This is a genomic window from Sphingomonas canadensis (assembly GCF_026013525.1).
Lineage (GTDB): Bacteria > Pseudomonadota > Alphaproteobacteria > Sphingomonadales > Sphingomonadaceae > Sphingomonas > Sphingomonas canadensis.
Map to the genome: position 1 here is coordinate 911,762 of NZ_JAPDRA010000001.1, position 23,796 is coordinate 935,557.

The 23,796-nt window shown below is 69.7% G+C and carries 20 protein-coding genes; 8 read left to right on the top strand and 12 right to left on the bottom strand.

Annotated elements, in window-relative coordinates:
• Window positions 1-26 precede the first annotated feature (26 nt).
• From OM513_RS04420 to OM513_RS04435, 4 genes are read right to left on the bottom strand one after another with little or no spacing between them, the layout of a single operon-like run.
• Window positions 27-2,102, bottom strand: a complete 2,076-nt coding sequence (locus OM513_RS04420; RefSeq protein ID WP_264942905.1) for a tetratricopeptide repeat protein — start codon at window positions 2,100-2,102, stop codon at window positions 27-29.
• Window positions 2,086-3,450, bottom strand: coding sequence for a PEP-CTERM-box response regulator transcription factor (gene prsR, locus OM513_RS04425; RefSeq protein ID WP_264942906.1), 1,365 nt, complete (start codon window positions 3,448-3,450; stop codon window positions 2,086-2,088). The genes OM513_RS04420 and prsR overlap by 17 nt, the downstream gene beginning before the upstream one ends.
• Window positions 3,447-5,492 carry an XrtA/PEP-CTERM system histidine kinase PrsK gene (gene prsK, locus OM513_RS04430; protein ID WP_264942907.1) on the bottom strand — a complete coding sequence of 682 codons (2,046 nt, stop codon included), beginning with the start codon at window positions 5,490-5,492 and terminating at the stop codon, window positions 3,447-3,449. The genes prsR and prsK overlap by 4 nt, the downstream gene beginning before the upstream one ends.
• Window positions 5,492-6,880 carry a TIGR03013 family XrtA/PEP-CTERM system glycosyltransferase gene (locus OM513_RS04435; RefSeq protein WP_264942908.1) on the bottom strand — a complete coding sequence of 463 codons (1,389 nt, stop codon included), beginning with the start codon at window positions 6,878-6,880 and terminating at the stop codon, window positions 5,492-5,494. The genes prsK and OM513_RS04435 overlap by 1 nt, the downstream gene beginning before the upstream one ends.
• Window positions 6,881-7,014: 134 nt before the next feature.
• On the opposite strand from OM513_RS04435, the gene OM513_RS04440 reads away from it, so the two are divergent.
• The gene (locus OM513_RS04440) at window positions 7,015-8,100 is read left to right on the top strand and encodes a mannose-1-phosphate guanylyltransferase/mannose-6-phosphate isomerase (RefSeq protein ID WP_264942909.1); all 1,086 of its coding nucleotides are present in this window, start codon (window positions 7,015-7,017) and stop codon (window positions 8,098-8,100) included.
• Here OM513_RS04440 and OM513_RS04445 read toward each other — a convergent pair.
• Window positions 8,087-9,025, bottom strand: coding sequence for a sulfotransferase family protein (locus OM513_RS04445; RefSeq protein ID WP_264942910.1), 939 nt, complete (start codon window positions 9,023-9,025; stop codon window positions 8,087-8,089). The genes OM513_RS04440 and OM513_RS04445 overlap by 14 nt on opposite strands.
• Window positions 9,026-9,088: 63 nt before the next feature.
• Here OM513_RS04445 and OM513_RS04450 point away from each other — a divergent pair, with 63 nt between their 5' ends.
• Both OM513_RS04450 and OM513_RS04455 read left to right on the top strand, forming a co-directional pair.
• Window positions 9,089-9,688, top strand: coding sequence for an aspartyl/asparaginyl beta-hydroxylase domain-containing protein (locus OM513_RS04450; RefSeq protein WP_264942911.1), 600 nt, complete (start codon window positions 9,089-9,091; stop codon window positions 9,686-9,688).
• 2 nt (window positions 9,689-9,690) lie between these two features.
• A complete protein-coding gene (locus OM513_RS04455) occupies window positions 9,691-10,020 on the top strand; it encodes an HNH endonuclease (protein WP_380916226.1) in 330 nt (109 codons plus the stop codon).
• 27 nt (window positions 10,021-10,047) lie between these two features.
• Here OM513_RS04455 and pepF read toward each other — a convergent pair whose 3' ends face one another.
• Complete coding sequence (gene pepF, locus OM513_RS04460) at window positions 10,048-11,925, bottom strand: oligoendopeptidase F (RefSeq protein ID WP_264942912.1); 1,878 nt, start codon at window positions 11,923-11,925, stop codon at window positions 10,048-10,050.
• Between the two features lie 187 nt (window positions 11,926-12,112).
• Here pepF and OM513_RS04465 point away from each other — a divergent pair, with 187 nt between their 5' ends.
• Window positions 12,113-13,267 (top strand): FecR family protein, encoded by a 1,155-nt coding sequence (locus tag OM513_RS04465; protein ID WP_264942913.1) that lies wholly within the window; start codon window positions 12,113-12,115, stop codon window positions 13,265-13,267.
• A 169-nt stretch (window positions 13,268-13,436) separates the two neighbouring features.
• Here OM513_RS04465 and groL read toward each other — a convergent pair whose 3' ends face one another.
• Both groL and groES read right to left on the bottom strand, forming a co-directional pair.
• Window positions 13,437-15,077, bottom strand: coding sequence for a chaperonin GroEL (gene groL / locus OM513_RS04470; RefSeq protein WP_264942914.1), 1,641 nt, complete (start codon window positions 15,075-15,077; stop codon window positions 13,437-13,439).
• Window positions 15,078-15,131: 54 nt separating this feature from the next.
• Window positions 15,132-15,419 (bottom strand): co-chaperone GroES, encoded by a 288-nt coding sequence (gene groES, locus OM513_RS04475; RefSeq protein WP_264942915.1) that lies wholly within the window; start codon window positions 15,417-15,419, stop codon window positions 15,132-15,134.
• A gap of 256 nt (window positions 15,420-15,675) precedes the next feature.
• Between groES and sppA the strand changes: the two genes are divergently transcribed.
• Entirely contained in the window at window positions 15,676-17,574 is a 1,899-nt protein-coding gene (gene sppA, locus OM513_RS04480; protein WP_264942916.1) for a signal peptide peptidase SppA, read from the top strand.
• Window positions 17,571-18,143, top strand: a complete 573-nt coding sequence (locus tag OM513_RS04485) for a GNAT family N-acetyltransferase (RefSeq protein WP_264942917.1) — start codon at window positions 17,571-17,573, stop codon at window positions 18,141-18,143. The genes sppA and OM513_RS04485 overlap by 4 nt, the downstream gene beginning before the upstream one ends.
• 16 nt (window positions 18,144-18,159) lie before the next feature.
• On the opposite strand, the gene OM513_RS04490 is transcribed toward OM513_RS04485, so the two are convergent.
• Together OM513_RS04490 and phhA are read right to left on the bottom strand one after the other, a co-directional pair.
• Window positions 18,160-18,666: a DUF6882 domain-containing protein gene (locus OM513_RS04490; RefSeq protein WP_264942918.1), complete on the bottom strand. Its 507-nt coding sequence runs from the start codon at window positions 18,664-18,666 to the stop codon at window positions 18,160-18,162.
• Complete coding sequence (phhA, locus tag OM513_RS04495; RefSeq protein ID WP_264942919.1) at window positions 18,663-19,529, bottom strand: phenylalanine 4-monooxygenase; 867 nt, start codon at window positions 19,527-19,529, stop codon at window positions 18,663-18,665. The genes OM513_RS04490 and phhA overlap by 4 nt, the downstream gene beginning before the upstream one ends.
• 68 nt (window positions 19,530-19,597) lie before the next feature.
• Here phhA and OM513_RS04500 point away from each other — a divergent pair, with 68 nt between their 5' ends.
• Window positions 19,598-20,347 (top strand): esterase/lipase family protein, encoded by a 750-nt coding sequence (locus OM513_RS04500; RefSeq protein ID WP_264942920.1) that lies wholly within the window; start codon window positions 19,598-19,600, stop codon window positions 20,345-20,347.
• Here the strand turns inward: OM513_RS04500 and OM513_RS04505 are convergent.
• A complete protein-coding gene (locus OM513_RS04505; protein ID WP_264942921.1) occupies window positions 20,323-20,607 on the bottom strand; it encodes a hypothetical protein in 285 nt (94 codons plus the stop codon). The two genes, OM513_RS04500 and OM513_RS04505, sit on opposite strands and share 25 nt — an antisense overlap.
• Window positions 20,608-20,621: 14 nt before the next feature.
• Complete coding sequence (locus tag OM513_RS04510) at window positions 20,622-21,710, bottom strand: glycerophosphodiester phosphodiesterase (protein WP_264942922.1); 1,089 nt, start codon at window positions 21,708-21,710, stop codon at window positions 20,622-20,624.
• Window positions 21,711-21,829: 119 nt separating this feature from the next.
• On the opposite strand from OM513_RS04510, the gene acs reads away from it, so the two are divergent.
• Window positions 21,830-23,767, top strand: coding sequence for an acetate--CoA ligase (gene acs / locus OM513_RS04515; protein WP_264942923.1), 1,938 nt, complete (start codon window positions 21,830-21,832; stop codon window positions 23,765-23,767).
• The last annotated feature ends 29 nt before the right edge of the window (window positions 23,768-23,796 follow it).

A 23,796-nucleotide genomic window follows, 5' to 3' on the forward strand; every position in this document is an offset into this window, starting at 1 on the left:
AGGCTCGGCGGCCGCCGGGGGAAGGGTCAGCCCGTCTTGCCCGCCAGCGCCTGGGCGGCGGCGCGTTCGGTGAAGCTCGGGTCCTTCAGCGCCATCGCGGCCTGGGCGCGGGCGTCGTCCTTGCGATCCATGGCGGCATAGACCTGGGCCAGGTGCCAGCGCAGCCCGGCATGGCCCGGCGCGATCGACACCGCCTTGGTCAGCAGCTCCAGCGCGGCCTGTCCGTCGCCCGCCAGATAGAGCGCCCAGCCATAGGCGTCCGCCACCGCCGGATTGAGCGGGGCCAGCCGGTAGGCGCGCTCGCCATATTCCACCGCGGCATCGGTCTCGCCCGCGCCGGCATAGGCGGCGGCCAGCTCGGCGTTAAGCGCCGCGTCGCGATCGCCCACGCGCTCGCGCAGGCCCTCCAGCGTCTCGATCGCGTCCTCATATTCGCCCGCCGCGAGCTGCCAGTGCCCCGCCAGCCGCAGCGCGGCGACGTTGACCGGGTTCTGCGACAGGAACAGCGCCAGCGTGTTGGCGGCGTCGGTGCGGCGCCCGGCGCGGTCCAGCGCGTCCACCAGCCGCAGCATCGTCGGCTCGTCGAAGCGCAGGTCGGCGGCGTTGCGATAGGCGGCGGCGGCATCCGCGGGGCGATCGAGCAGCATCAGCATGTCGCCCACCACCACATGCGCGCCCGGGGCACCGGGGTTGCGCCGCGCGATCGCCTGCGCCTCGGCCAGCGCCCCCGCCTTGTCGCCCTTGTCGAGCAGCGCGCGGATCATCGGCACGATCGCCTGCGGATCGCCGGGGCGGGCGGAGGCCGGACCGGCGAGCACGGCGACGCTGTCGTCGGCGGAAAAGGCGCCCGCCGGGCCGCGCACCGGATAGGCGGCGCGATCGAGCAGCCGGGCGGCCTCGGCCCGTTCGCCGATCCGCTCGTATCCGCGCGCCACCAGCGTCAGCGCATAGCTGTCGGCGTCGCCGCGCGCGATCACGGGGCGCAGCACGTCGATCGCGTTGCGCGCCGCGTCGCTCTTGAGCAGCGCGGTGGCGAGCAGCTTGCGCGCGGTGATGTTCATCGGCTGCGCGGCGACGAGTTGCTGGAGCCGCGCGATCGCCTGCTCGCTATCGCCCGCCTGGATGTCGAGCGCGCCCGCCAGCAGCAGCGCGCCGGGCACCTGGTCCAGCCCCGGCCCGCTGTGCGCCAGCACGTCGCGGGCCAGCGCATAATTGCCCGCGCGCGCGGCCAGCACGGACTGGAGGTAAAAGGCCTGGGGGCTGCCCGGCCGCGCCGCGGCGGCGCGGCGCACGGCGGCCAGCATGTCCACGCTGCGTCCGGCGTCGCCCAGCGTCGAGGCATATTCGATCAGCGCGTCGTGATAGTCCGGATCGCGCTTCAGCGCCGCCTCGAACCAGGGCAGCGCGGCGATCAGCCCATATTGCGCGCGCACCAGCTCGCCGCGCAGCACCAGCGCGTCGATGTTGCCCGGCGCCAGCTTCACCGCGCGCTCCGAAGCCTCGATCGCGCCCAGCATGTCGCCCGCGGTGAAGCGGAAGCGGCCCACGTCGGTCCATACGTCGGGATCGTTGGGGGCGATGCGCCGCGCCTCGTCCAGCGATGCGTTGGCGGCGGCCAGATCGCCCTGCGCCGTCATCGCCCGCGCGCGCACGCGCAGGCCATAGGGGCGATAGCGCGGATCGGTCTTCTCCACCTCGGCGACCGCCTGTTCCACCTGCCCCTGGAGCAGCAGCGCATGGGCCAGCAGGTGATGGAGCTGTTTCGCGTCGAAGCCCTTGTCGATCGCGCGGCGCAGCTCGCCCTCGGCACCGGTGCCGTCCTCCAGCATCAGCAGCGCGCGGGCCAGGATGACATGCCCGTCCGCCCAATCGGGATCGGCGCGCACCGCCTCCAGCGCGGCATCGCGCGCGGCGGTGGGATTGCTGGCCTGGAGCAACTGCCCGCTGCGCTCCGCCATCTGCCGCGCGGCGGCGGGGTCCTGCCGCAGCGGCGACAGGAACAGGAAGGCGTAGACGGCGAAGCCGAACACGCCCAGCGCGCCGGCGATCACCGCGATGCGGCGGAGCCCGAAGGTGCGGGGGCGCTTACGGCTGGAGGTCATAGCTCTTCATCAGATCATAGAGGGTGGGGCGGCTGATCCCGAGCAGCCGGGCGGTGCCGGAGATATTGCCTTCGGCGCGGGCCAGCGCGTGGCGGATCGCGCGGCGATCGGCGATCTCGCGCGCGGCCTTAAGGTTCACCAGCTCGGTCTCGGCCGCGGTCTCCAGGTCCAGGTCGGCGGCGGTCACGGTCTTGCCCTCGGCCATGATCGCCGCGCGCTTGACGCGGTTCTCCAGCTCGCGGACGTTGCCGGGCCAGCTCCATGCGTCGATCGCGGCCAGCGCGTCGGGGCTGAAGCTGCGCGCCGCCGATCCCATCTGGGCGGCGTATTTGCGCAGGAAATGGCGCGCGAGCAGCCCCGCGTCGCCCGGCCGTTCGGCCAGGCTGGGGATGCGCACCACGATCTCGGCGAGGCGATAATAGAGGTCCTCGCGGAAGCTGCCGTCGGCCACCATCGCGTCGATATCGCGGTGGGTGGCGCAGACGACGCGGGTATCGACCGCGATCGGCTTGCGCCCGCCGATCCGCTCGATCACCCGCTCCTGCAGGAACCGCAGCAGCTTCACCTGCAACGGCAGCGGCACATCGCCGATCTCGTCGAGGAACAGCGTGCCGCCCTGCGCCAGCTCGATCTTGCCCTCGGTGGTCTTCACCGCGCCGGTGAAGGCGCCCTTCTCATGCCCGAACAGCTCCGATTCGAGCAGCGTCTCCGGGATGGCGGCGCAGTTGATCGCGACGAACTGGCCCTTGCGCTTCGATGCGTCATGCACCCCGCGCGCCAGCAGCTCCTTGCCGGTGCCGCTGGCGCCCAGCAGCATCACCGAAACGTCGGCGGAGGCGACCCGCTCGATCGTGCGCGTGACCTTCAGCATCTCGGGCGCGCCGGTGATCATCCCGCCCAGCACCGCGCCCGCCTCCACGCGCTCGGCCAGGCGGCGGTTCTCGTCCTCCAGCGCATGGACGTGGAAGGCGCGCGCCACGATCAGGCCCAGCGCGTCGATGTCGATCGGCTTCTGGTAGAAGTCCCAGGCGCCCAGCGCGATGGCGCGCAGCATCGATTCGCGCGCGCCATGGCCGGATGCCACGATCACCTTGGTATCGGGCCGGAGCGACAGGATGGTCTCCAGCGTGGCGAACCCTTCGCTGGTGCCATCGGGATCGGGCGGCAGGCCCAGGTCCAGCGTGACGACCGGCGGCTCCTCGGCGCGCAGCATGGCGATCGCCTCTTCGCGGTCGCCGGCGGCCAGGATCTCATAGCCGTCATAGGCCCAGCGCAACTGGCGCTGGAGCCCGGCGTCGTCCTCGATGATCAGCAGCTTGGGCAACTGTTTCCTGGCGGTTTCGGTCATGCTGCCCTCTCTGTGACGTCGGCGGCGTGGGCCGCGCGCAGCACCACCCGGAAGCGGCTGCCCGCGCCCTCGCGCGACGAAACCTCGATGCGCCCGCCCATCGCCTGGGCCAACTGGCGCGCCTCGAACGCGCCCACGCCGAAGCCGGCGGGCTTCGACGACACGAAGGGCTTGAACAGCTTGTCGCGGATGAAGCCGGGCGACATGCCGGTGCCGCGATCGACGACGTCGATGGTCACCGCCTCGCCATCGGCGCCGATCGCCAGCGTCACCGGCTCGTGCGCCGGGCTCGCCTCGATCGCGTTCTGGACCAGATGGCCCAGCAATTGTTCCAGCCCCGCGGGATCGGCCAGCGCCACCGCGCCCTGTGCGCCGGTCACCGTCACGGGATGCTGCCCCCGGCGCGCGGCGGCGATCCGATCGACCAGCGGCGCCACCATCGTCGCGCGCGGCGCATCGGCACGCGCGCGGCCGTGCGGGGCCAGGCGGGCGAGCAGCGCGTTCATCTTGTCCGCCGATGCGTTGAGCGTGCTCACCATATCGGCGCGGAACTCGGGATTGCCGGCGTGCCGTTCGGCATTGCGGGCGACCAGCGTGAGCTGGCTGACCAGATTCTTGATGTCGTGCAGGATGAAGGCGAAGCGGCGGTTGAACTCGTCGAACCGCTGGGCATCGGCCAGCGCTTCCTGCGCGCGCGCCTCGGCCAGATAGGAACCGGCCTGGCGCCCGGCCACCTTGAGCAGGTCGAAATCCTCCCAGTCGAGCGGGCGGCGCACCGGCGGCCGGGCGAGCAGGATCGCGCCCGCCAGCCCGCCCAGGTGCGGCAGCGGCACCACGGCCCAGGCATCGCGGTGATGCGCCATCCAGTGCGGCAGCAGCGCGGCCTCCACGCTGTCCGATTCGATCAGCTCGTCCAACTCCAGGATACGGCCCGTGGCGGCCAGATGCTGCGCCAGCGCGGCATCGGCCGGGCCGGTCTCGCCGCTCCAGTTCCACGCGGAGCCCACGCCCAGCCCGGTCCCCTCCGGTACCAAGAGTACGCCCGCGGGCGAATCGGTCAGGTCCGCCATTGCCTTCACGATGCGCTCGTCGAGCGGGGCCGCGCCCTCGGCTACGCCCAGCGTCTCGGTGAAGCGCATCCATTCGCTGCGATAGTCGTAGCGGTGGCGGAAGAAATGCTTGGCCAGCTTCACCTTGGCCCAGGCGCGCAGCCAGGTCGACGAAACCAGCGTCAGGATCGCCGCTGTCGATCCGAACACGAACGCGGTCTGCAGCACGCGCGCATTGGCGCCGCCCACCGTCGCGATCACGCTGCTCACCAGCGCCAGCACCGCGAAATAGGCGCCGATCGCCACCAGCGAGAGCGACTGATAGGCCACGGTGCGCGAAACCTGGACGTTCCAGTCGCCCTTGTGATGCAGTCCCATGGCCATCGCCAGCGCCGCCAGCACCATGCCCGCGCCGCGCAGCGCCAGCAGCTCGGGCGCGGGCCTCGCGGTCAGATAGGTGACGCAGAACAGGTTGAAGTCGAGCAGCCACAGCCCGGCGAGCGCCAGCACCACCCAGCGCAGCCCTGCATTGGCCCCCGGCGCCACCGCCGCATGCAGCGCCCGCATCAGCACCAGCGCCGCCACCGCCACCAGCATGCGCAGCAGCAGCGCCGCCGTCGCCATGCCCGGCGCCAACTGGGGCGGGGCCGCGTTCGCGCCCAGCCCGATCAGCAGCGCGAACACCACCACCAGCGCCGCGACGCCATAGACCGTGCCCAGCGCCGCCGGCGGCCGCACGCTGCCGTCGCGCCGGTGCATCGCGATCATGAAGGCGAACCAGGCCAGGTTGCGCATCGCCTCTGCGATCCGCGTCGCCGATTCGCCTTCGCCGATGCCTGCCGCGGCCAGCGCCCACAGCGCGGTGAGCCCCAGCGCCACCGCCAGCGGGTGGCGCGGCAGCCCCGGCTCCCGCCGCCGCCATGCCCATAGCGCCAGCGCGCCGAACAGCAGCGCGGCGAAGGCATGCGTCCACAGGATCGACGCGGAAAGCATCAACGCGCGCCTTCCGGGAACAGGATCACCCGCGCCGTCTGGAGCAGGATCAGCAGATCGAGGAAGGGCGAGTAGTTCTTGGCGTAATAGAGGTCATATTCCAGCTTCTGCCGCGAATCCTCGATCGACGCGCCATAGGGATAGTTGATCTGCGCCCAGCCGGTGATGCCGGGCTTCACCATGTGCCGCTCGGCGTAATAGGGAAGCTGCTGCTCCAGATCCTCGACGAACTGGGGCCGTTCGGGGCGCGGGCCGACGAAGCTCATCTCGCCCTTCAGCACGCTCCAGCACTGGGGCAGTTCGTCGACGCGGGTCTTGCGGATGATGCGGCCGACGCGGGTGATGCGCGGATCGTCCTTCTCCGCCCACACGGCCTGGCCGGCCACCTCGGCGTCGGTGCGCATCGAGCGCAGCTTGATGATGTCGAAGCCCTGGCCATAGAGCCCCACGCGCCGCTGGCGGTAGAACGCCGGGCCTTTCGAATCGAGCTTCACCGCGATCGCGCCCAGCACGATCAGCGGCAGCGCCAGGACCAGCAGCGCGAGGCTGGCCGTCACGTCGAACAGCCGCTTGAACATGCTCGACAGCATCCGGCCGGACGAGAATCCGTCGGAGAAGATCAGCCAGCTCGGGTTGACCGACTGGAGGTCGACGCGCCCCGTCTCGCGCTCCAGGAAGGTCGATATCTCGTTGACGTGGACGCCGGTGGTCTTGATCCGCAGCAGGTCCTTCATCGGCAGCGCGTTTCGCCGCTCCTCCAGCGCCAGCACCACCTCGCTCGCGTTGAGCAGCACGACATGGTCCGCCAGATTGTAGATCGCGTCGCGGGCGATCGCTTCGGGGATCACCCGGTTCGCCTCGCTCATCGCGACATAGCCGACGACGACGAATCCCGATCCCGGCGCCTTGGAAAGCGCCTTCAGCCGCGCCGCGCGCGGACCGGCGCCCAGCACGACCACGCGCCGTTTGAACGCCTGGCTGCCCAGCGTCTTGCCCAGCAGGATGCGCAGCAGGATCAGCAGCCCGATCGACGCGCCCATCGCGTACAGCAGGTTCGATCGCCAGAAGGCGAGCTGGGGGATCATGAAGAACAGCGCGCTGAGGAAGATCACCCCCAGCGTGATCGACACGATCAGCCGCGCGGTGGCATGGCGAAGCGACTGGAGCGATTCGGTGCCGTACACGCCCACCGCGATCATCGCGGTTTCCAGCGCCACGGCATAGGCCAGCAACTGCGGCAGCCGCGATTGCATCGCCCCGGGCAGGCTGCCCAGTTGATGCGATCGCACCACCCAGCCGATCTCGCCGGCTACGACGAGCAGGATGAGGTCCAGCAGGCCGAGCAGCAGCACGGCGTTAGGCACATATTGCTTGAACAGTCGGATCATGGCGCGGGCCAGCCTAGCGCCGAAGTGTAAACGAACCCGACACATCGGGGGCCGCCGGACGGCTTTACACAAAAACTGCACCAAAGCGCGAATAGTGGCCGGGCACGGTTTGACGCGCGGGGCGTTCATCGACCATGCCGGTAGCGGGCAGTTTGAGAAAGGAGGCCCTGGTGCCGATCGTTCCGGTGATCCTTTCGGGCGGGTCGGGCACCCGGCTGTGGCCGATGTCGCGCGACGAGCGGCCGAAGCAGTTGCTGGCGCTGACGGCGCCGGAAACGATGCTCCAGCTCACCGCGCGGCGTGCCGGCGCCGATTCGGGCTTTGCCGCGCCCGTGGTGGTGGGCAACGCCGCCCACGCCGCCCAGATCGAGGAGCAGCTAGAGGCCGTGGGCGCCGCGGCCAGCGCGCTGATCCTGGAGCCGGTGGGGCGCAACACCGCGCCAGCCATCGCGCTCGCCGCGCTGGCGGCCGGCGGCGGGGCCGATCCGCTGCTGGTGATGCCTTCGGATCATGTGATCGCCGATGTGCCCGCATTCCACGCCGCGATCGCCGCGGCGCTGTCGCTGGTCGAGGCGGGATGGCTCGCCACGTTCGGCATCGCGCCCGACGCGCCGGAGACCGGCTATGGCTGGATCCAGGTGGGCGAGGCGCTGGCGCCCGGCGTCCACCGTGTCGCCCGCTTCGTCGAGAAGCCTCCGCGCGACAAGGCGGAGGCGATGCTCGCGGCGGGCGATCATTGCTGGAACGGCGGCATCTTCCTGTTCCGCGCCGACCGCTATCTTGAGGAGCTGCGGACGCACGCCCCGGCGATGCTCGACGCGGCGGAGCGCGCGATGGCATCGGCGCGGCGCGACGGCGTGCGCATCTGGCCCGATGCCGAGGCCTTTGCCGCCAGCCCCAGCGACTCGATCGACTATGCGGTGATGGAGAGGGCCGATCGCGTCGCGGTCGCGCCGGTCGCGATGGGATGGAGCGACGTCGGGAGCTGGGACGCGCTCCACGCGATCAGCCGGTGCGACAGCGCGGGCAACGCCTGCGCGGGCGATGTGGTGGCGATCGACACCGCCAATTGCCTGGTCCGCGCGGGCGAGGGCAAGCGCGTCGCGCTGGTGGGCGTCCAGGACCTGATCGTGGTGGCCGATGGCGACGATATCCTGGTGCTGCCGCGCGGCCGCAGCCAGGAGGTCAAGAAGATCGTCGAGGCGCTCAGGAAGCGCTGAGCAGCCGCGCGCGCACCGGCCCCAGCACCCGCGCCGCCGCTTCGCGGATTTCGGGCGTGGCCCCGGCCTGTTTGGCCTCGCTGTCGCCCAGGAACAGGCTGCGCGGGTCCTTGGCATTGCGCATCGAAGCCATCGCGATCGCTTCCGTCTCCTCCGCATCGGGCTCGACGCCGAAATGCGGCAGGATGCGATCGAACAGATTGTCCGCCAGGTCCGCGTAATCGACGAACAGCGCCTTGCCGTCCGCATGGCCCAGCGCCGCCTCGCAAATGCGCGCCAGCGCCTGCGCGGCATATTCCAGCGGCGGCAGCGCGGGGTCAGTCCCGCCGGTGAACGCGGGCGGCAGCGCGCCGCGCTGCGTCTGCATCCCCGCGCGGCGTGCGTGCGATACCAGCACCTCGACCGGATCGCGGTGGATGAAGATCCACGGCACCTCCGGAAAGGCGCGGCGGAACAGCGGCAACGCGAAGGCATGCCAGCTATCGGCCTTGACGAAGGCATGCGCCGCACCCGCCCGGTTGCGGGTCAGCGCCAGCACGATCGCGCGCAGCGCGGCGGCGTGGCGATCGGGGTCCATCCCCTGCAACTGCACCACCGCGTCCAGCGGCTCCGCCTCGCAGATCGCGATGTGGCGCGGGGACGCCGCCAGCATCTGCGAAACCAGCGTCGATCCGCAGCGCGACATGTGGAAGGTGAAGCCCGAAGGCACGATTCCGTCCGCAGGCGGCGCATCGATCAGCGCGTCCAGCGTGGTAACGGGGCGCTGCCCCTGGTTGGCCGGACGTCCCTCGGCCTTGCGCAGCGATTCGCCGAAGAAGGGCTCAGTCAGCGGCGCATCGCCGAACTCGCACCATTCGATCATCGGCACGGGGCCGGGGATGAGCGCGCTCGGCAGCCAGCCTGCCGGGGGGATGGGATCGGGCATCCGCCATGGATCGCCCGCCCGCGCCCGCGTTGCAATCCCCGGCCGCTGCGATAGGCTGGCGCGATGGCGATTACGGCGGCAGATGTGGGCACCCTTCCCGATCGCATCCTGCTGCCCTTCGAATTCGATCCGGCGCGGCTGGAGGCCGATCTGGCGGCGCTGGGCGGGGAGGAATGGACGCTCCATTTCGTGCCCCAGAATTTCGACGGCGAATGGAGCGCGATGCCGCTGCGCGCGCCCGCCGATGCCGATCATCCGATCCAGATGATCTATTCGCGCCCCGACGCACGCGATTTCGTGGATACCGCGCTGCTCGATCGTGCGCCCTATCTGCGCGAGGTGATCGGCAGCTTCCAATGCCCCGTGCGCTGCGTGCGGCTGATGCGGCTGGCGCCCGGATCGGTGATCAAGGAACATCGCGACGCCGATCTTTCGCCCGAACAGGGCTGGGCCCGCATCCATGTGCCGATCGTGACGAACGAGGACGTGACTTTCTTCCTCAATCGCGTGCCCTTGTGGATGGGGCCGGGCGAGGTCTGGTACCTGCGCCTTTCCGATCCGCACCGTGTGGAGAACCGGGGCGCCACCACCCGCGTCCACCTGGTTCTGGATGTCGAGGTGAACGGCTGGCTGGTGGACGAGCTGGAGGCGGGGCTCGACTGACCATGGGGCGCGTGCGGCGCAAGCTGGCGATGGCCGCGGCCGTGCCCGCGCCGCCACCCGCCGATACGCCCTGCGCACTGTGCCGCCGTCCGCTGGGCCGCCGCACCGAATGGCACCATCTGGTGCCGAAGAGCGAGGGCGGGCGCGACACCGTGCCGCTCCACCCGATCTGCCACCGCGCGATCCACGCCGGCGCCACCAATGCGGAGCTGGCGCGCGATTATCCGACGCTCGATGCGCTGCGCATGCGGGAGGATATCGTGCGCTTCCTCGCCTGGGTGGCGGGCAAGCACGCCAATTTCCACGCGCCGACGCGGCGGGGCAGGGGATAGCGTCCCGGCCCCGCCGCCAGCGGCGGTTCAGGCCATCAGCTTCTCGGCCTGGTCCAGCGTATCCTTCAGGTTCGCGACAAGGGCCTGGTAGGGCGCGGCGCTCGCCATATCGAGGCCCGCGCGCTTCAGCACCTCGGCCGGATAGTCCGATCCGCCGGCCTTCAGCACCGACAGGTAATTCTCGCGCTCCTTGGCCCCGCCCTTCAGGATCGCCCGCGCGAAATAGCCCGCCGCGGCGATGCAGGTGGCATATTGATACACGTAGAAGCTGTTGTAAAAATGGGGGATATACGCCCATTCGTTGGCATAGACCGGGTTCATCTCCATGCCCGGGCCGTGATAGCGCTTGAGCAGATCGAGATAGACGGCGGTGAATTTCTTGCCCGACAGGCCCTCGCCCGCCTCGGCCATGTCGTGGACCTTCAGCTCGAACTCGGCGAACATCGTCTGGCGGAAGAAGGTGCCGCGATAATTCTCCATCTGCTGGCCGAGGTAGAAGAGCTTCTCCTCCTTGGTCTTCGCCTGCTTCAGCATGTGCGCGACCAGCAGTTCCTCGTTCAGCGTCGAGGCGATCTCCGCCAGGAAGATCGAATAGCCGGCCTTGTCATAGGGCTGGGCCGACTGGGCGAGCAGCGAATGGAGCGCATGCCCCCATTCGTGCGCATAGGTGCTGAGCCCGTCGTACTTCTCCGACAGGTTGAGCAGCAGGAAGGGATGCACGTCATATGCGCCCGGCTGCATGTACGCGCCCGGCCGCTTGCCCTTGCGCGGCCAGGGGTCCATCCACTTCGCCGCCGTCGCCTTGGCGATGCGCTCGCCATAGTCCTTGCCCAGCGGCTTCACCGCCTCCAGCGTCACCGCGCGCATCTGATCGAGCGTGAACTTGCGATCGAGCTGCACCAGCGGCGGATAGATGTCGTAATAGTGCAGGTCCTGCAGCCCCAGCATCTTCTGCCGGAACGCGAAATAGCGGTGGAGCTGGGGCAGGCCGTTGTTCGCCTCCGCCACCAGCGTGCGGTACACCGCTTCGGGGATGTTGTTGCCCGAAAGCGCGGCGGAGAGCGCGGTCGGGTATTTGCGCGCCTTGGCGTAGAAGATGTTGCCGCGGATCTTCGCCTCATAGGTCGCGCCGAACGAATTCTGGAACTGGCCGTGCGCGGTCCAGAAGCTGTCGAACACGGTCTTGCGGTCGGCGCGGTTCGCGGCGTCGCGGTTGAGCGTATAGCCCTGGCTGTCCAGCCGCACCTCGGCGCCGGTCGAAAGCTTCACGGTGGGCCAGGGGATGTCGGACGAGCGGAGCTGGCCCGCGATCTGCCCCGGCGCGGCCAGCGGCGATCCCGCGCTGGCCAGCAGCGCCTCACCCTCCGCCGACAGCGTGTGATCGGCCTGGCGCACGGTGTCGCGCAGCGTGAAGTCGAAACGCTTCTGCAGCACGTCGCTCTGCGCGATGAACCCCTCGATCTTCTCCTTGCCCAGCGCGATCAGCTCGGGCGAGGTCCAGGCGGTGGCCTCGCCATAGGCGGTGAACAGGTCGCGCGCCTGCGCCAGCCGTTCCTGGTTGGCGGCGTCGGCGACATTCTCGTCGCCCTTCAGGCTGGCGTAGACGAAGATGCGCGCGATCGTGCGGCCCAGGTCTGACTGGGCGGTCATCGCCCCGGCCAGCGTCGCCGCGCTCTCGCCCAGCTTGCCCTGGGCGTCCTTCAGCCCGGGCACCGCGGCCAGCGCCGTCTTGCGCGCCGCATCCCATGCCGCCCAGTCCGGATATATCTCGGTCAGGTCCCACATCGGCCCGTCGGCAGCGGCGGCATCCTGCGCCCAGGCGGGCAGCGCGGCGGAGGCGGTGGCGATCGCGGCGGTGGTAAGCGCGGCGGCGGTCAGCGCTTCGCGGCGGGTCATTTCGGTCATGTGGCTGTGCTTCCCGGGAAAATCGTGATGCCGCCAATCTGGCGCGATCCGCGGCGCAAGGGAAGTGCTTTATTGTGCTAGGGCGGTGACACGCGAGGCGCTTCCCACCCGCCGCCGCTGGCCGCGTGCGTCATGCCGCCATTGCTGCTATCCCCTGCCGATCCGGACAATGCGCGGGAGAGCGGGGATGCGAAGGACGCTGGGGCTGGTGGCGGTGCTCATGCTCGCTGCGTGCGGGCCGCAGCCCGAACCGGCCAAGACACCCGCGGAGATCGGCGCCGCCGTGGCGGTGGACCCCGCCGCCACGATCGCCACCCCGCCCGCGCCGCCGACCGAGGCGAAGCTGCAGACCCCGGTCTTCGCCAACGACCGGCTGGCGACCGGGCCGGACGGCGCGATCCGCGTGCGCTTCACCGATGCGACGATGTTCAGCATGGGCGCCAATTCGGCGGTGACGATCGACAGCTATGTCTATGATCCCCAGCGCAGCGCCAGCAGCATGTCGCTCAATTTCGGCAAGGGCGCGTTCCGCTTCGTTTCGGGCGTGGCGCTGCATCGCGACGCGGGGCAGGTGCCGGTGAAGACCCCAGTGGCGACGATCGGCGTGCGCGGAACCGCATTCAACGGCGTGATCGGGCCGGAAGCGGAGACGATCTGGGCCGCGATCGATCCCAACTACAAGCCCGATGGCGGGCCGGTGGACCAGGCGACGCTGATCCTGCTGGGCCAGGGCGCGATCGACGTCAACGGATCGGGCGTGGTGACCGTGCTGGACGCGCCGGGACAGGTGCTGTTCTTCCGCCGTCCGGGCGCCGAGCCGCTGGGTCCGATCCTGGTCACGCCGTGGCGGCGCGGGCAGATCGAGGCGCTGGGATCGCCGCCCAGCCTGGGATCGGAGGAAGGGCCGCCGCCGGCGCCTTCGCCCGCGCCATCGGGCGGGCCGCCGCCAACCGCGCCGCCCGCGGCCACGCCCAGTCCGTCGCCTAGCGCCAGTGCGACGCCGGCGCCCTCGCCCAGCCCCACGCCGTCCGCTTCGCCGACCCGGCGCCCGCCCTGGACGCGGCCGAGCCCGGTGACCAGCCCAACCCCGCGCCCGACGGCCCGGCCGACGGCGAAGCCCACGTCGCGCCCCACGCCCACGCCGCGTGTCACGCCGTCACCGCGGCCCACGACCCGGGTGACGCCACGGCCGACGCCGAAGCCGACAGCCTCGCCCCGTCCGACGCCGCGGCCCACGTTGCGCGCGCCCGTCACCCGCGTCACGCCCCGGCCCAGCCCCACGCCCACGCGCCTGCGCGCCACTCCGCGCCCGACGCCCAAGCCGACGCGCCCGATCGGGTAGGGTAGGCGCCGGGATCCATTGTCGGCCTCCGCCAGGGGGAGTTGGCGGTCGCAGGCTACCGGGAGGGGGAGGATGGGGTGCGGCGTCTGAGCCGCCCAGCCTTCCGCGCATAGCAAAAGGGCCGGGGATCGCTCCCCGGCCCTTCGCATTTCCGAGCGAACGGAAGGACTTAGAAGTCCATCCCGCCCATGCCGCCCATGCCGCCGCCGGGCATGGCCGGAGCCTTGTCCTCGGGCAGCTCGGCGACGGTGGCTTCCGTCGTGATGAGCAGGCCCGCGACCGAGGCCGCATCCTGCAGCGCGGTGCGCACGACCTTGGTCGGGTCGATCACGCCGGCCGCAACCAGGTTCTCATAGACGTCGGTCGAGGCGTTGAAGCCCAGCGTGCTGTCGTTGCCGTCGAGCAGCTTGCCCGCGACGACGGCGCCGTCATGGCCCGCGTTCTGCGCGATCTGCTTGAGCGGCGCGGTGATCGCCTTGCGGACGATGTCCACGCCACGGGTCTGGTCGTCGTTCGCGCCCTTCAGGCCGTCCAGGGCCTTGGTGGCATAGAGCAGCGCGGTGCCGCCGCCCGGAACGATGCCCTCTTCCACGGCCGCGCGGGTCGCGTGCAGCGCGTCGTCGACGCGGTCCTTGCGCTCCTTCACCTCGATCTCGGTGGCGCCGCCGACCTTGATCACGGCCACGCCGCCGGCCAGCTTGGCGAGACGCTCCTGGAGCTTCTCGCGGTCATAGTCGCTGGTGGTGGTCTCGATCTGGCTGCGGATCTGCTCGGTGCGGCCCTTGATGGCCTCCGCATCGCCCGCGCCATCGACGATGGTGGTGTTGTCCTTGTCGATGGTCACGCGCTTGGCGGTGCCCAGCATGCCCAGCGTCACGCTCTCCAGCTTGATGCCGAGATCCTCGGAGATCACCTCGCCCTTGGTCAGGATCGCGATGTCTTCCAGCATCGCCTTGCGGCGATCGCCGAAGCCCGGCGCCTTGACGGCCGCGACCTTCAGGCCGCCGCGCAGCTTGTTCACCACCAGCGTGGCCAGCGCCTCGCCCTCGATGTCCTCGGCGATGATCAGCAGCGGACGGCCCGACTGCACGACCGCCTCGAGGATCGGAAGCATCGACTGGAGGTTCGACAGCTTCTTCTCGTGGATCAGGATGTAGGGGTCCGAAAGCTCGACCTGCATCTTTTCCGGGTTGGTGATGAAATAGGGGCTGAGGTAGCCGCGGTCGAACTGCATGCCCTCGACGACGTCGAGCTCGAAATCGAGGCCCTTGGCTTCCTCGACGGTGATCACGCCTTCCTTGCCGACCTTTTCCATCGCCTCGGCGATCTTCTCGCCGACCTCGGTGTCGCCGTTGGCGGAGATGATGCCGACCTGGGCGATCTCGGACGAGCCGGAGACGGCCTTCGAACGGCCCTTGATGTCCTCGATCACCTTGGCGACGGCCAGATCGATGCCGCGCTTCAGGTCCATCGGGTTCATGCCGGCCGCGACCGACTTCATGCCCTCGCGAACGATCGCCTGGGCCAGAACGGTGGCGGTGGTGGTGCCGTCACCCGCGGTGTCGTTCGCCTTGGAGGCGACCTCGCGGATCATCTGGGCGCCCATGTTCTCGAACTTGTCCTTGAGCTCGATCTCCTTGGCGACGGTGACGCCGTCCTTGGTGATGCGCGGCGCGCCGAAGCTCTTCTCGATCACGACGTTGCGGCCCTTCGGCCCCAGCGTGACCTTTACCGCGTCGGCGAGGATGTCCACGCCCTTCATGATCCGCTCGCGCGCGTCGCGCGAAAATTTGACGTCCTTGGCTGCCATCTGGCTACCCTTTCAATTGCTGTGTGGTTGGAAGGTGAATGTCCCGGGTGCGGCTCAGCCGACGATGCCCAGGATGTCGCTTTCCTTCATGATCAGCAGGTCTTCGCCGTTCAGCTTGACCTCGGTGCCCGACCACTTGCCGAACAGGATGCGGTCGCCGGCCTTTACGTCCAGCGGGGTCACCTTGCCGGTCTCGTCCTTGGCGCCGGCACCGGCGGCGACGACCTCGCCCTCCTGCGGCTTTTCCTTGGCGGAATCGGGGATGATGATGCCGCCGGCCGTCTTCTCCTCGGCCTCGACGCGGCGCACGAGCACGCGATCGTGCAGCGGGCGGAAGTTCATTGCGCTGTTCCCTCCAGTTGGATTGCTCTAGCTTAGCACTCAGCGCAGGCGAGTGCTAACGAGCGGGGATATGCGTATGCGGTCCGCCGCCGTCAACCGCGCCGGGCCACAAAAATCTTCGTGCCGCCGCATGCCCGGGGGGACGCGCCCAGGAACGGGACGCTCTGTATTGTTGCAATAATACAGTCGGTTTACTCGCGCCCGCGGTTCCGGTAGCTATCGGCGCGGGGCAATCGCAATCTCTGGGAGCGCGAACGTGAATCTCGTCCGTGGTGCATGGAAGATACTCGTGGCGATCAAGGACGGGCTCGTCCTTATCTTCATGCTGCTGTTCTTCGGGCTTTTGTTCGCGGCGCTTTCGGCGCGGCCCAACGCGGCATCGGTGGGCACGGGCGCGCTGATCGTCTCGCTCGACGGCGCGCTGGTGGAACAGCCGCGCGAGGCCGATCCCCTCGCAGGGCTGAACGGCGGCGAGGTGATGCGCGAGCAGCGGTTGCGCGACGTGGTGCGCGCGATCGACGCGGCCAAGGACGATGATCGTGTCAAGGCGGTGGTGCTCGATCTCGATCGCTTCGCCGGCGGCTATCCGGCCGCGGTGGGCGAGGTGGCGGCGGCGGTCGGCCGCGTGCGCGCATCGGGCAAGCAGGTGCTGGCCTATGCGACCGCTTACACCGACGACAGCTATCAGATCGCGGCCAACGCCAGCGAGGTCTGGGTGCATCCGATGGGTGGCGCGCTGTTCGCCGGCCCGGGCGGATCGCGGCTCTATTACAAGGGATTGGCCGACAAGCTGTCGGTCAACATCCATGTCTACAAGGTCGGCAAGTTCAAGTCGGCGGTCGAGCCGCAGACGCGCGCCGATATGTCGCCCGAGGCGCGCGAGGCCAACCAGGCGCTCTATTCCGCGATGTTCGATCAGTGGAAGGAAGCGATCGCCAAAGCGCGGCCCAAGGCGAAGATCGCCGAATATCTGACCGCGCCGGACGCGGTGGTGACCGGCGCGCAGGGCGACCTGGCCGCCGCCAACCTGGCCACCGGGCTGGTCGACAAGACGGGCGACCGGCTGGCGTTCGGCAAGCGCGTGGCCGAACTGGCCGGTGCGCGCAACGGCGCGCCCGCGGGCACGTTCAAGGCGATCAAGTGGAACGACTGGGTGGCGTCCAATCCCGCCCCGGAGGGCGGCGACGCGATCGGCGTGATCACCGTGGCGGGCGAGATCGTGGACGGCCAGGCCGGCCCCGGTACAGCGGGCGGCGACACGATCGCCAAGCTGGTGCTCGACGGGTTGGCCAACAAGAGCCTGAAGGCGCTGGTGGTGCGCGTCGATTCGCCGGGCGGCTCGGCGCTCGCCTCCGAACGCATCCGCCAGGCGATCCTCACCGCCAAGGCGCAGGGCCTGCCGGTGGTGGTATCGATGGGCAGCCTGGCGGCCAGCGGCGGATATTGGGTGTCCACCGCGGGCGACACGATCTTCGCCGATCCGGGGACGATCACCGGATCGATCGGCATCTTCGGCGTGATCCCCAGCTTCGAAAAGTCGCTGGCCGAGATCGGCGTCACCACCGATGGCGTGCGCACCACGCCGCTGTCGGGCCAGCCCGACGTGATGGGCGGCATCAATGCGGAGACCGACCGTATCCTGCAGGCGATGATCGAGCAGGGGTACAAGCGGTTCATCGGGCTGGTCGCGGGCGCGCGCAAGCTGACGCCCGAGCGCGTGGATGAGATCGGCCAGGGCCGCGTCTGGATCGGCGGGGTGGCGCATCAGCTCAAGCTGGTCGATCGCTTCGGCGGGCTGAACGACGCGATCGCCGAGGCCGCGCGCCGCGCCAAGCTGGATCCCGCCAAGGTCCATCCGGTGTTCCTGGAGAAAGAGGAATCGGGCTGGATGAAGCTGATCTCCGATCTCACCTCGGGCGGGGGCGAGGACGAGCATGACTGGGTCGATACGCCGGCCGGGCCGGATGCCTATGCCCGCATCGCAGGCGAGCGCCGCTTGGTGCTGGCCCAGGCGCTGGGCGATGCGCGGCGGCTGGTGATGGGCAGCGGCAGCGTGCAGGCGCGTTGCCTGGAATGCGCGGGCTTCGGCCCGGCGACCCCGGCGCGCGAGGACCGCAGCCTGCTCGATCTGGTGCTGGCGCGGCTGTTCGGATGATCGGCATCCGCGCCGCGCGGCCGGAGGATGCGGCCGCGATCGCCGCCATCTATGCCCCGCACGTGCTGACCGGCACGGCGACGTTCGAGATCGATCCGCCCGACGCGCGGGCGATGCGCGCGCGGATGACGGGCAGCGACGGCCTGTATCCCTGGATCGTCGCGACCAGCGGGCCGGAGGGCGTTCCCGGATCGGGCGGCGTGATCGGCTATGCCTATGCCACCCGCTTCCGCGAGCGGCCGGCCTATCGCTATGTCGTCGAAACCTCGATCTATGTCGCGGACGTGTCGCAGCGGCAGGGGGCGGGGCGGCTGCTGTACGAGGCGCTGATCGATACGCTGCGCGCCCAGGGGTTCGTCCACGCCATCGGCGCGCTGGCGCTGCCCAACGAGGCATCGATCGCGCTGCACGAGGCGGTCGGCTTCCGCCGCACCGGCGTCTATCGCGAGGTGGGGTACAAGCACGGCCGCTGGATAGACGTGGGCCTGTGGCAGTGCGAGCTGAACGAGCCGGCCGTGCCCCCGGTGGAGCCCCGGCCCTTCGCCGAGGTGGGCGTGGTCCGCGATTGAGCGGGCAGGCCTGCGGTCAGTCCGCAGGCGACTTGCGCATCGTCAGTTCGCCGAAGGTCATGAACACCAGGGTGGTGCCCGCAGGTCCCCGGTAGGCGCCCTGCGCTCCCCCCAGGTGGCAGGCGAGCGCGGTGAACTCCCATGCCTCGGCCTCGCTCGCGACGATCTTGCGGGTGGTGTAACGTTCCAGGCCGTGTTTCTCGCCGAACGCGCGCGCCAGCCGGGCATGCTCGGCCAGCGGCTCCGGCACCGATGGATGGTCCCAACCCCACAGCCAGGTGTCGTCGCGCGTATTGAAGGTGCCGATCACCTGCATCGGCGCGACGATCTCCATCCCGCGCCTGTTGGTGAAGGTGATGCGGCCCGTTTCCATGTCCACCGCCCAGTGCGATTCGCCCAGATGCCACGTGGCGTCGTGTGCGGCGGTCTTCGCCTTCAGTTCCTCCATCGCGCGGAGCAGGGTGGCCTCCGCCTCGGCGTCGTCGCGGGCGCCGAACATCATGCCGAAAATCCGTTCCTTCACGCCCGACCCTTCGCATATTCCTGCGTGCCGCGCGTGATCACCGCGTCGCCCGGCAGGATCGCCGCGACGGGGATGTCCGGCAGCGGCAGGATCTCCTCATAGAGCGGGGCGAAATCGGTTTCCACGGTCTGGCGCAGCAGCTCCTCGAAGCTGGGGATGACGAAGTAGTTCTGCTGGAAATCGTCGATCCGGTATTCGGTGCGCATCACCCGCCGCATGTCGAATCCGATACGGTTGGGGCTGGGATCGTCGAGCGCGAACAGGCTCTCGCCAAAGCTGGATACGATGCCCGAGCCATAGATGCGCAGCCCGCCCGCCTCGCGCACCAGCCCGAATTCGACCGTGTACCAATAGAGCCGCCCGAGCTGCTTGAGCGCCCCCAGATCCAGCGCGCGCATGCCGCCGCGGCCATAGGCCTCCAGATAATCGGCGAACACCGGATCGGCGAGCATCGGCACATGGCCGAACACGTCATGGAAGACGTCCGGCTCCTGGATATAGTCGAGCTGGTCGGCCCGGCGGATGAAATTGCCCGCCACGAAGCGGCGGTTGGCCATATGATCGAAGAACACATCGTCGGGCACCAGCCCGGGAACCGCCACCACGCGCCAGCCGGTAAGCTTCATCAGCCGTTCCGACAGCTCCTCGAAATCCGGGATGCCGGACTTGGAAAGCTCCAGCGCCTCCAGCCCGCGCAGATAGGCCTGGGAGGCGCGGCCGGGCAGCAGCTTCGCCTGGCGCGCGAACAGCCGGTCCCAGGTCGCATGTTCCTCCGCGGTATAGCGCTCCCATTGCTGCGGGATCGTCCAGTCGGCCGCGGCGCCCTCCGGCGGGCGTTCCAGGATATGCGTTTCCTTTGTCATCCGCGCGGCATAGCATGGGCGCTGCATCGCGTGAATTGGTGACATATGAAACCAGTTGAAGCGTCTCCATGGCTGTGAACCCCGCGCTCGTCAGCACCTCGCCCGGCGTGCCGCCATCGCGGCTGGCGTTCCTGGCGGAAACCCCGCGCGCGGCGTGGAACATGGCATCGCTCGCGCTCAGCGGGCGCAGGCTGCGCGCCGCCCCGCGCGGCGACGGACGGCCGGTGATGCTGCTGCCGGGGCTGGGCAACGTCGATCTTTCGAACCTGGCGCTGCTGCGGTTCCTGCGGGGGCTGGGCTACAATGTCCGGGGCTGGGGGCTTGGCGCCAACCTTGGCACGCGCACCGTGGGGCGCGAGGCGGAGCGGCTGATCGCGCGGGTGGAGGCGATGGCGGCGGAGGCGGGGGAAAAGGTGACGCTCGTCGGCGTCTCGCTCGGCGGGATCATGGCGCGGATCGTGGCGCAGCGCCGGCCGGATCTGGTGCGCGAGGTGATCACGATCAGCGCGCCCTTCGCCGGACCGCCCACGTCAACCAATGTGTGGCGCGCGTTCGAGCTGCTGAGCGGCGAACGGATCAGCGATCCCGGCGTGCAGGAGCGTTCGGCCGAGGCCGCCGCGCCGCTGCCCGTGCCCGCCACCGCGATCTGGAGCCGCAGCGACGGGCTGGTCAACGGGCTGATCTGCCACGACGGCGCGTGCCGATCGATCGAGATCGAGAGCAGCCACCTGTGGGTACAGTTCAAGCCGGAGGTGCTGCTCGCGGTCGCCGGCACGCTGGCCGGCGATACCGGTCAATGGTCGAACGAGGTCTCGTAACCGTCGCCGCCGCAGTTGCGCGGCTTCTTGCGGCAGGCCGCCTCGCGCTCCTTGCGGGCCTTGGCGTCGCGGGCCTCCTGCTTGCGCATCTTGCGGCCATAGTTGCGATCGGATTCGTCCTGGCTGGTGGTGGCCCAGTCGGCCGCCTGCGCACCCGCCTTGAACGGCATGGTGGCGACACCCAGCACCGAAGGAGCGCCGCAGCCCGAAAGCAGCAGCGAAACGCCGGCCAGCGCCGGAAGAGCAACGGAAACGCGCATAGATCGACCCCCTGTCAGCGGGTGGGCCGTCCCTCAGCACCACGCGCTTGGACGGCGATATAAGGGTAATCGGTGAATAAACCGTCCACGCCAATTCCGATAAACTGCGTGATCTCCCCCGCCAGATCGCCGTGCGCGGCCGGATTGGTGCCGGTGCGATATTGCGGCAGCAGGAAGAAATTCTCCGCGCGGAAGGTCCAGGGATGCACCTTCAGCCCCGCGGCATGCGCATCGGCCACCAGCGCGGAGGGTGCCGCCGCGCCGGGCGCCAGGATCATCGCCTTTTCCGGCCCGATGCCCCAGGCATAGGCGGCGATCGCGCGCAGACCATCGGGCGTGGCCATCGCGGCATAGCTGGGCGCGGCGCCGTCCGCCGGCCCGCCCGCCGCGCTCATCAACTGGATCAGCCGCACGCCGGTCATCGTGCGCAGCCGCTTCAGATTCGCCACCTCGAACGACTGGATGAACACCGGCGCCGCCGCCGTGCGCCATCCCGCCGCGTCCAGCGCCGCCACCAGCCGCGCTTCCAGCGGCAGGCCGATCGACGCGAAATAGCTGGGGTGCTTGGTTTCCGGATAGATGCCGATCGTGCGCCCGGTCTCCGCGCTCGCGCGCCTGGCGAGCGCGATGATCTCGTCCAGCGTCGGGATCTGCGCCTGGCCGTCGAACGCCTTGTTGCCCGGCCGCAGCATCGGCAGCCGTTCCCTGGCGCGCAGCGTCTTCAGCTCGGCCAGCGTGAAATCCTCGGTGAACCAGCCGGTCTGGCGTTCGCCGTCGATCGTCTTGGTGGTCTTGCGCGCGGCGAACTCGGGATGATCGGCCACGTCGGTGGTGTCGGTGATGTTGTTCTCGTGCCGTGCCACCAGCACGCCGTCCTTCGTCGGCACCAGATCGGGCTCGATGAAGTCGGCGCCCTGCGCGATGGCGAGTTCATAGGAGAGCAGCGTGTGTTCGGGCCGTTCGCCGCTGGCGCCGCGATGGGCGATGATGATCACTGGGCTTGCCTCCGCCGCATCCTTGGTCACGGCGACGCTGTGCCCCGGCGCGCAGCCCTGCGCCAGCGCGAACGGCAGCAGCAGGGACAATCGGAACATCCGCATCATGCCGTGCGCGCTAGCCGCGGCATGTGACGGTACGAAGGCGGCGGACCGCGAAATCCTTGCTTGCACCCCCCGCCGCGCGGCGGGCAAAGGGGGCGCGCAGAAACAGGAGAGCGAGGCGCATGAGCGACAGCATCTATCCGGTGCCGGCGGAATGGGCGCGGCGCGCGCGCGTCGATGCCGCGGGATATGAGCGGCTCCACGGCCTCAGCCTGGCCGATCCGGGCAGCTTCTGGCTGGAGCAGGCGCGGCGGCTGGACTGGATCAAGCGGCCGGAGATCGCGGGCGACTGGTCGTTCGACGAGGCCGATTTCCACATCCAGTGGTTCGCCGACGGGAAGCTGAACGTCGCCGCCAACTGCATCGACCGCCACCTAGCCAGCCGCGGCGGCGACACCGCGATCATCTGGGAGCCCGACGATCCCGCCGAGGCGCCGCGCAGCTACACCTATCTCCAGCTCTATGAGGAGGTCTGCCGCTTCGCCAATGTGCTGAAGGCGCAAGGGGTGCAGAAGGGCGATCGCGTCACCGTCTATATGCCGATGATCCCGGAGGCCGCGTTCGCGATCCTGGCCTGCGCGCGGATCGGCGCGATCCATTCGGTGGTGTTCGGCGGTTTCTCGCCCGAGGCGCTGGCCGGGCGCATCACCGATTGCGACAGCAGCGTCGTGATCACCGCGGACGAGGGGCGGCGCGGCGGCAAGAAGGTGCCGCTGAAAACCAACGTCGATGCCGCCGCCGCCCACGCCCCGGCGCTGGAGAAGGTGATCGTGGTGAAGGCCACCGGCGGCGACGTGCCGATGCAGCCGGGCCGCGACATCTGGTATCACGAGGCGGCGGCGGGCGAGCCCGCCGATTGCCCGCCCGTGGCGATGGGTGCGGAAGATCCGCTGTTCATCCTCTACACCTCCGGCTCCACCGGCAAGCCGAAGGGCGTGCTGCACAGCTCCGGCGGCTATCTGCTCTGGGCCAGCCTGACGCATGCGCTGACCTTCGATTACCGCCCCGGCCAGGTCTATTGGTGCGCGGCCGACATCGGCTGGGTCACCGGGCACAGCTATATCGTCTATGGCCCGCTGGCGAATGGCGCGACGACGCTGATGTTCGAAGGCGTGCCCAACTGGCCCAGCGCCGCCCGCATCTGGGAGGTGGTGGACCGCCACAAGGTGGAGATCCTCTACACCGCCCCCACCGCGCTGCGCGCGCTGATGCGCGAGGGCGACGCGCATGTGACGCGCACCAGCCGCAAGTCGCTGCGCCTGCTGGGCACGGTGGGCGAGCCGATCAATCCGGAGGCGTGGCGCTGGTATCACGAGGTGGTGGGCGAGGGGCGCTGCCCCATCGTCGATACCTGGTGGCAGACCGAGACCGGGGGCCACATGATCACCCCGCTGCCCGGCGCGATGGCGCTGAAGCCCGGATCGGCGACGCTGCCCTTCCCGGGCGTCGATCCCCAGATCGTCGATGCCGACGGCCGGGTGCTGCACGGCGCGACCGAGGGCAACCTGGTCATCGCGCGGAGCTGGCCGGGGCAGATGCGCACCGTCTGGGGCGATCACGCGCGCTTCTTCCAGACCTATTTCAGCACCTATCCGGGCAAATATTTCACCGGCGACGGATGCCGTCGCGATGCCGACGGCTATTACTGGATCACCGGGCGGGTGGACGATGTGATCAACGTCAGCGGACACCGCATGGGCACCGCCGAGGTGGAGAGCGCGCTGGTACTCCATCCCAAGGTGGCGGAGGCCGCGGTGGTCGGCATGCCGCACGACATCAAGGGCCAGGGCATCTACGCCTATGTCACGCTCAACGCCGGCTGCACGGGCGACGAGGCGCTGCGGGCCGAGCTGGTCAAATGGGTGCGGACCGAGATCGGCCCGATCGCCACGCCCGACGCGATCCAGTTCGCCCCCGGCCTGCCCAAGACGCGCAGCGGCAAGATCATGCGCCGCATCCTGCGCAAGATCGCCGAGGGCGACGTCACCAGCCTGGGCGATACCAGCACGCTGGCCGATCCGGCGGTGGTCGACGATCTGGTGGCGAACCGGGTGGGATGAGCGCCGGGCTCCTTCCGGGGACGTGGCGC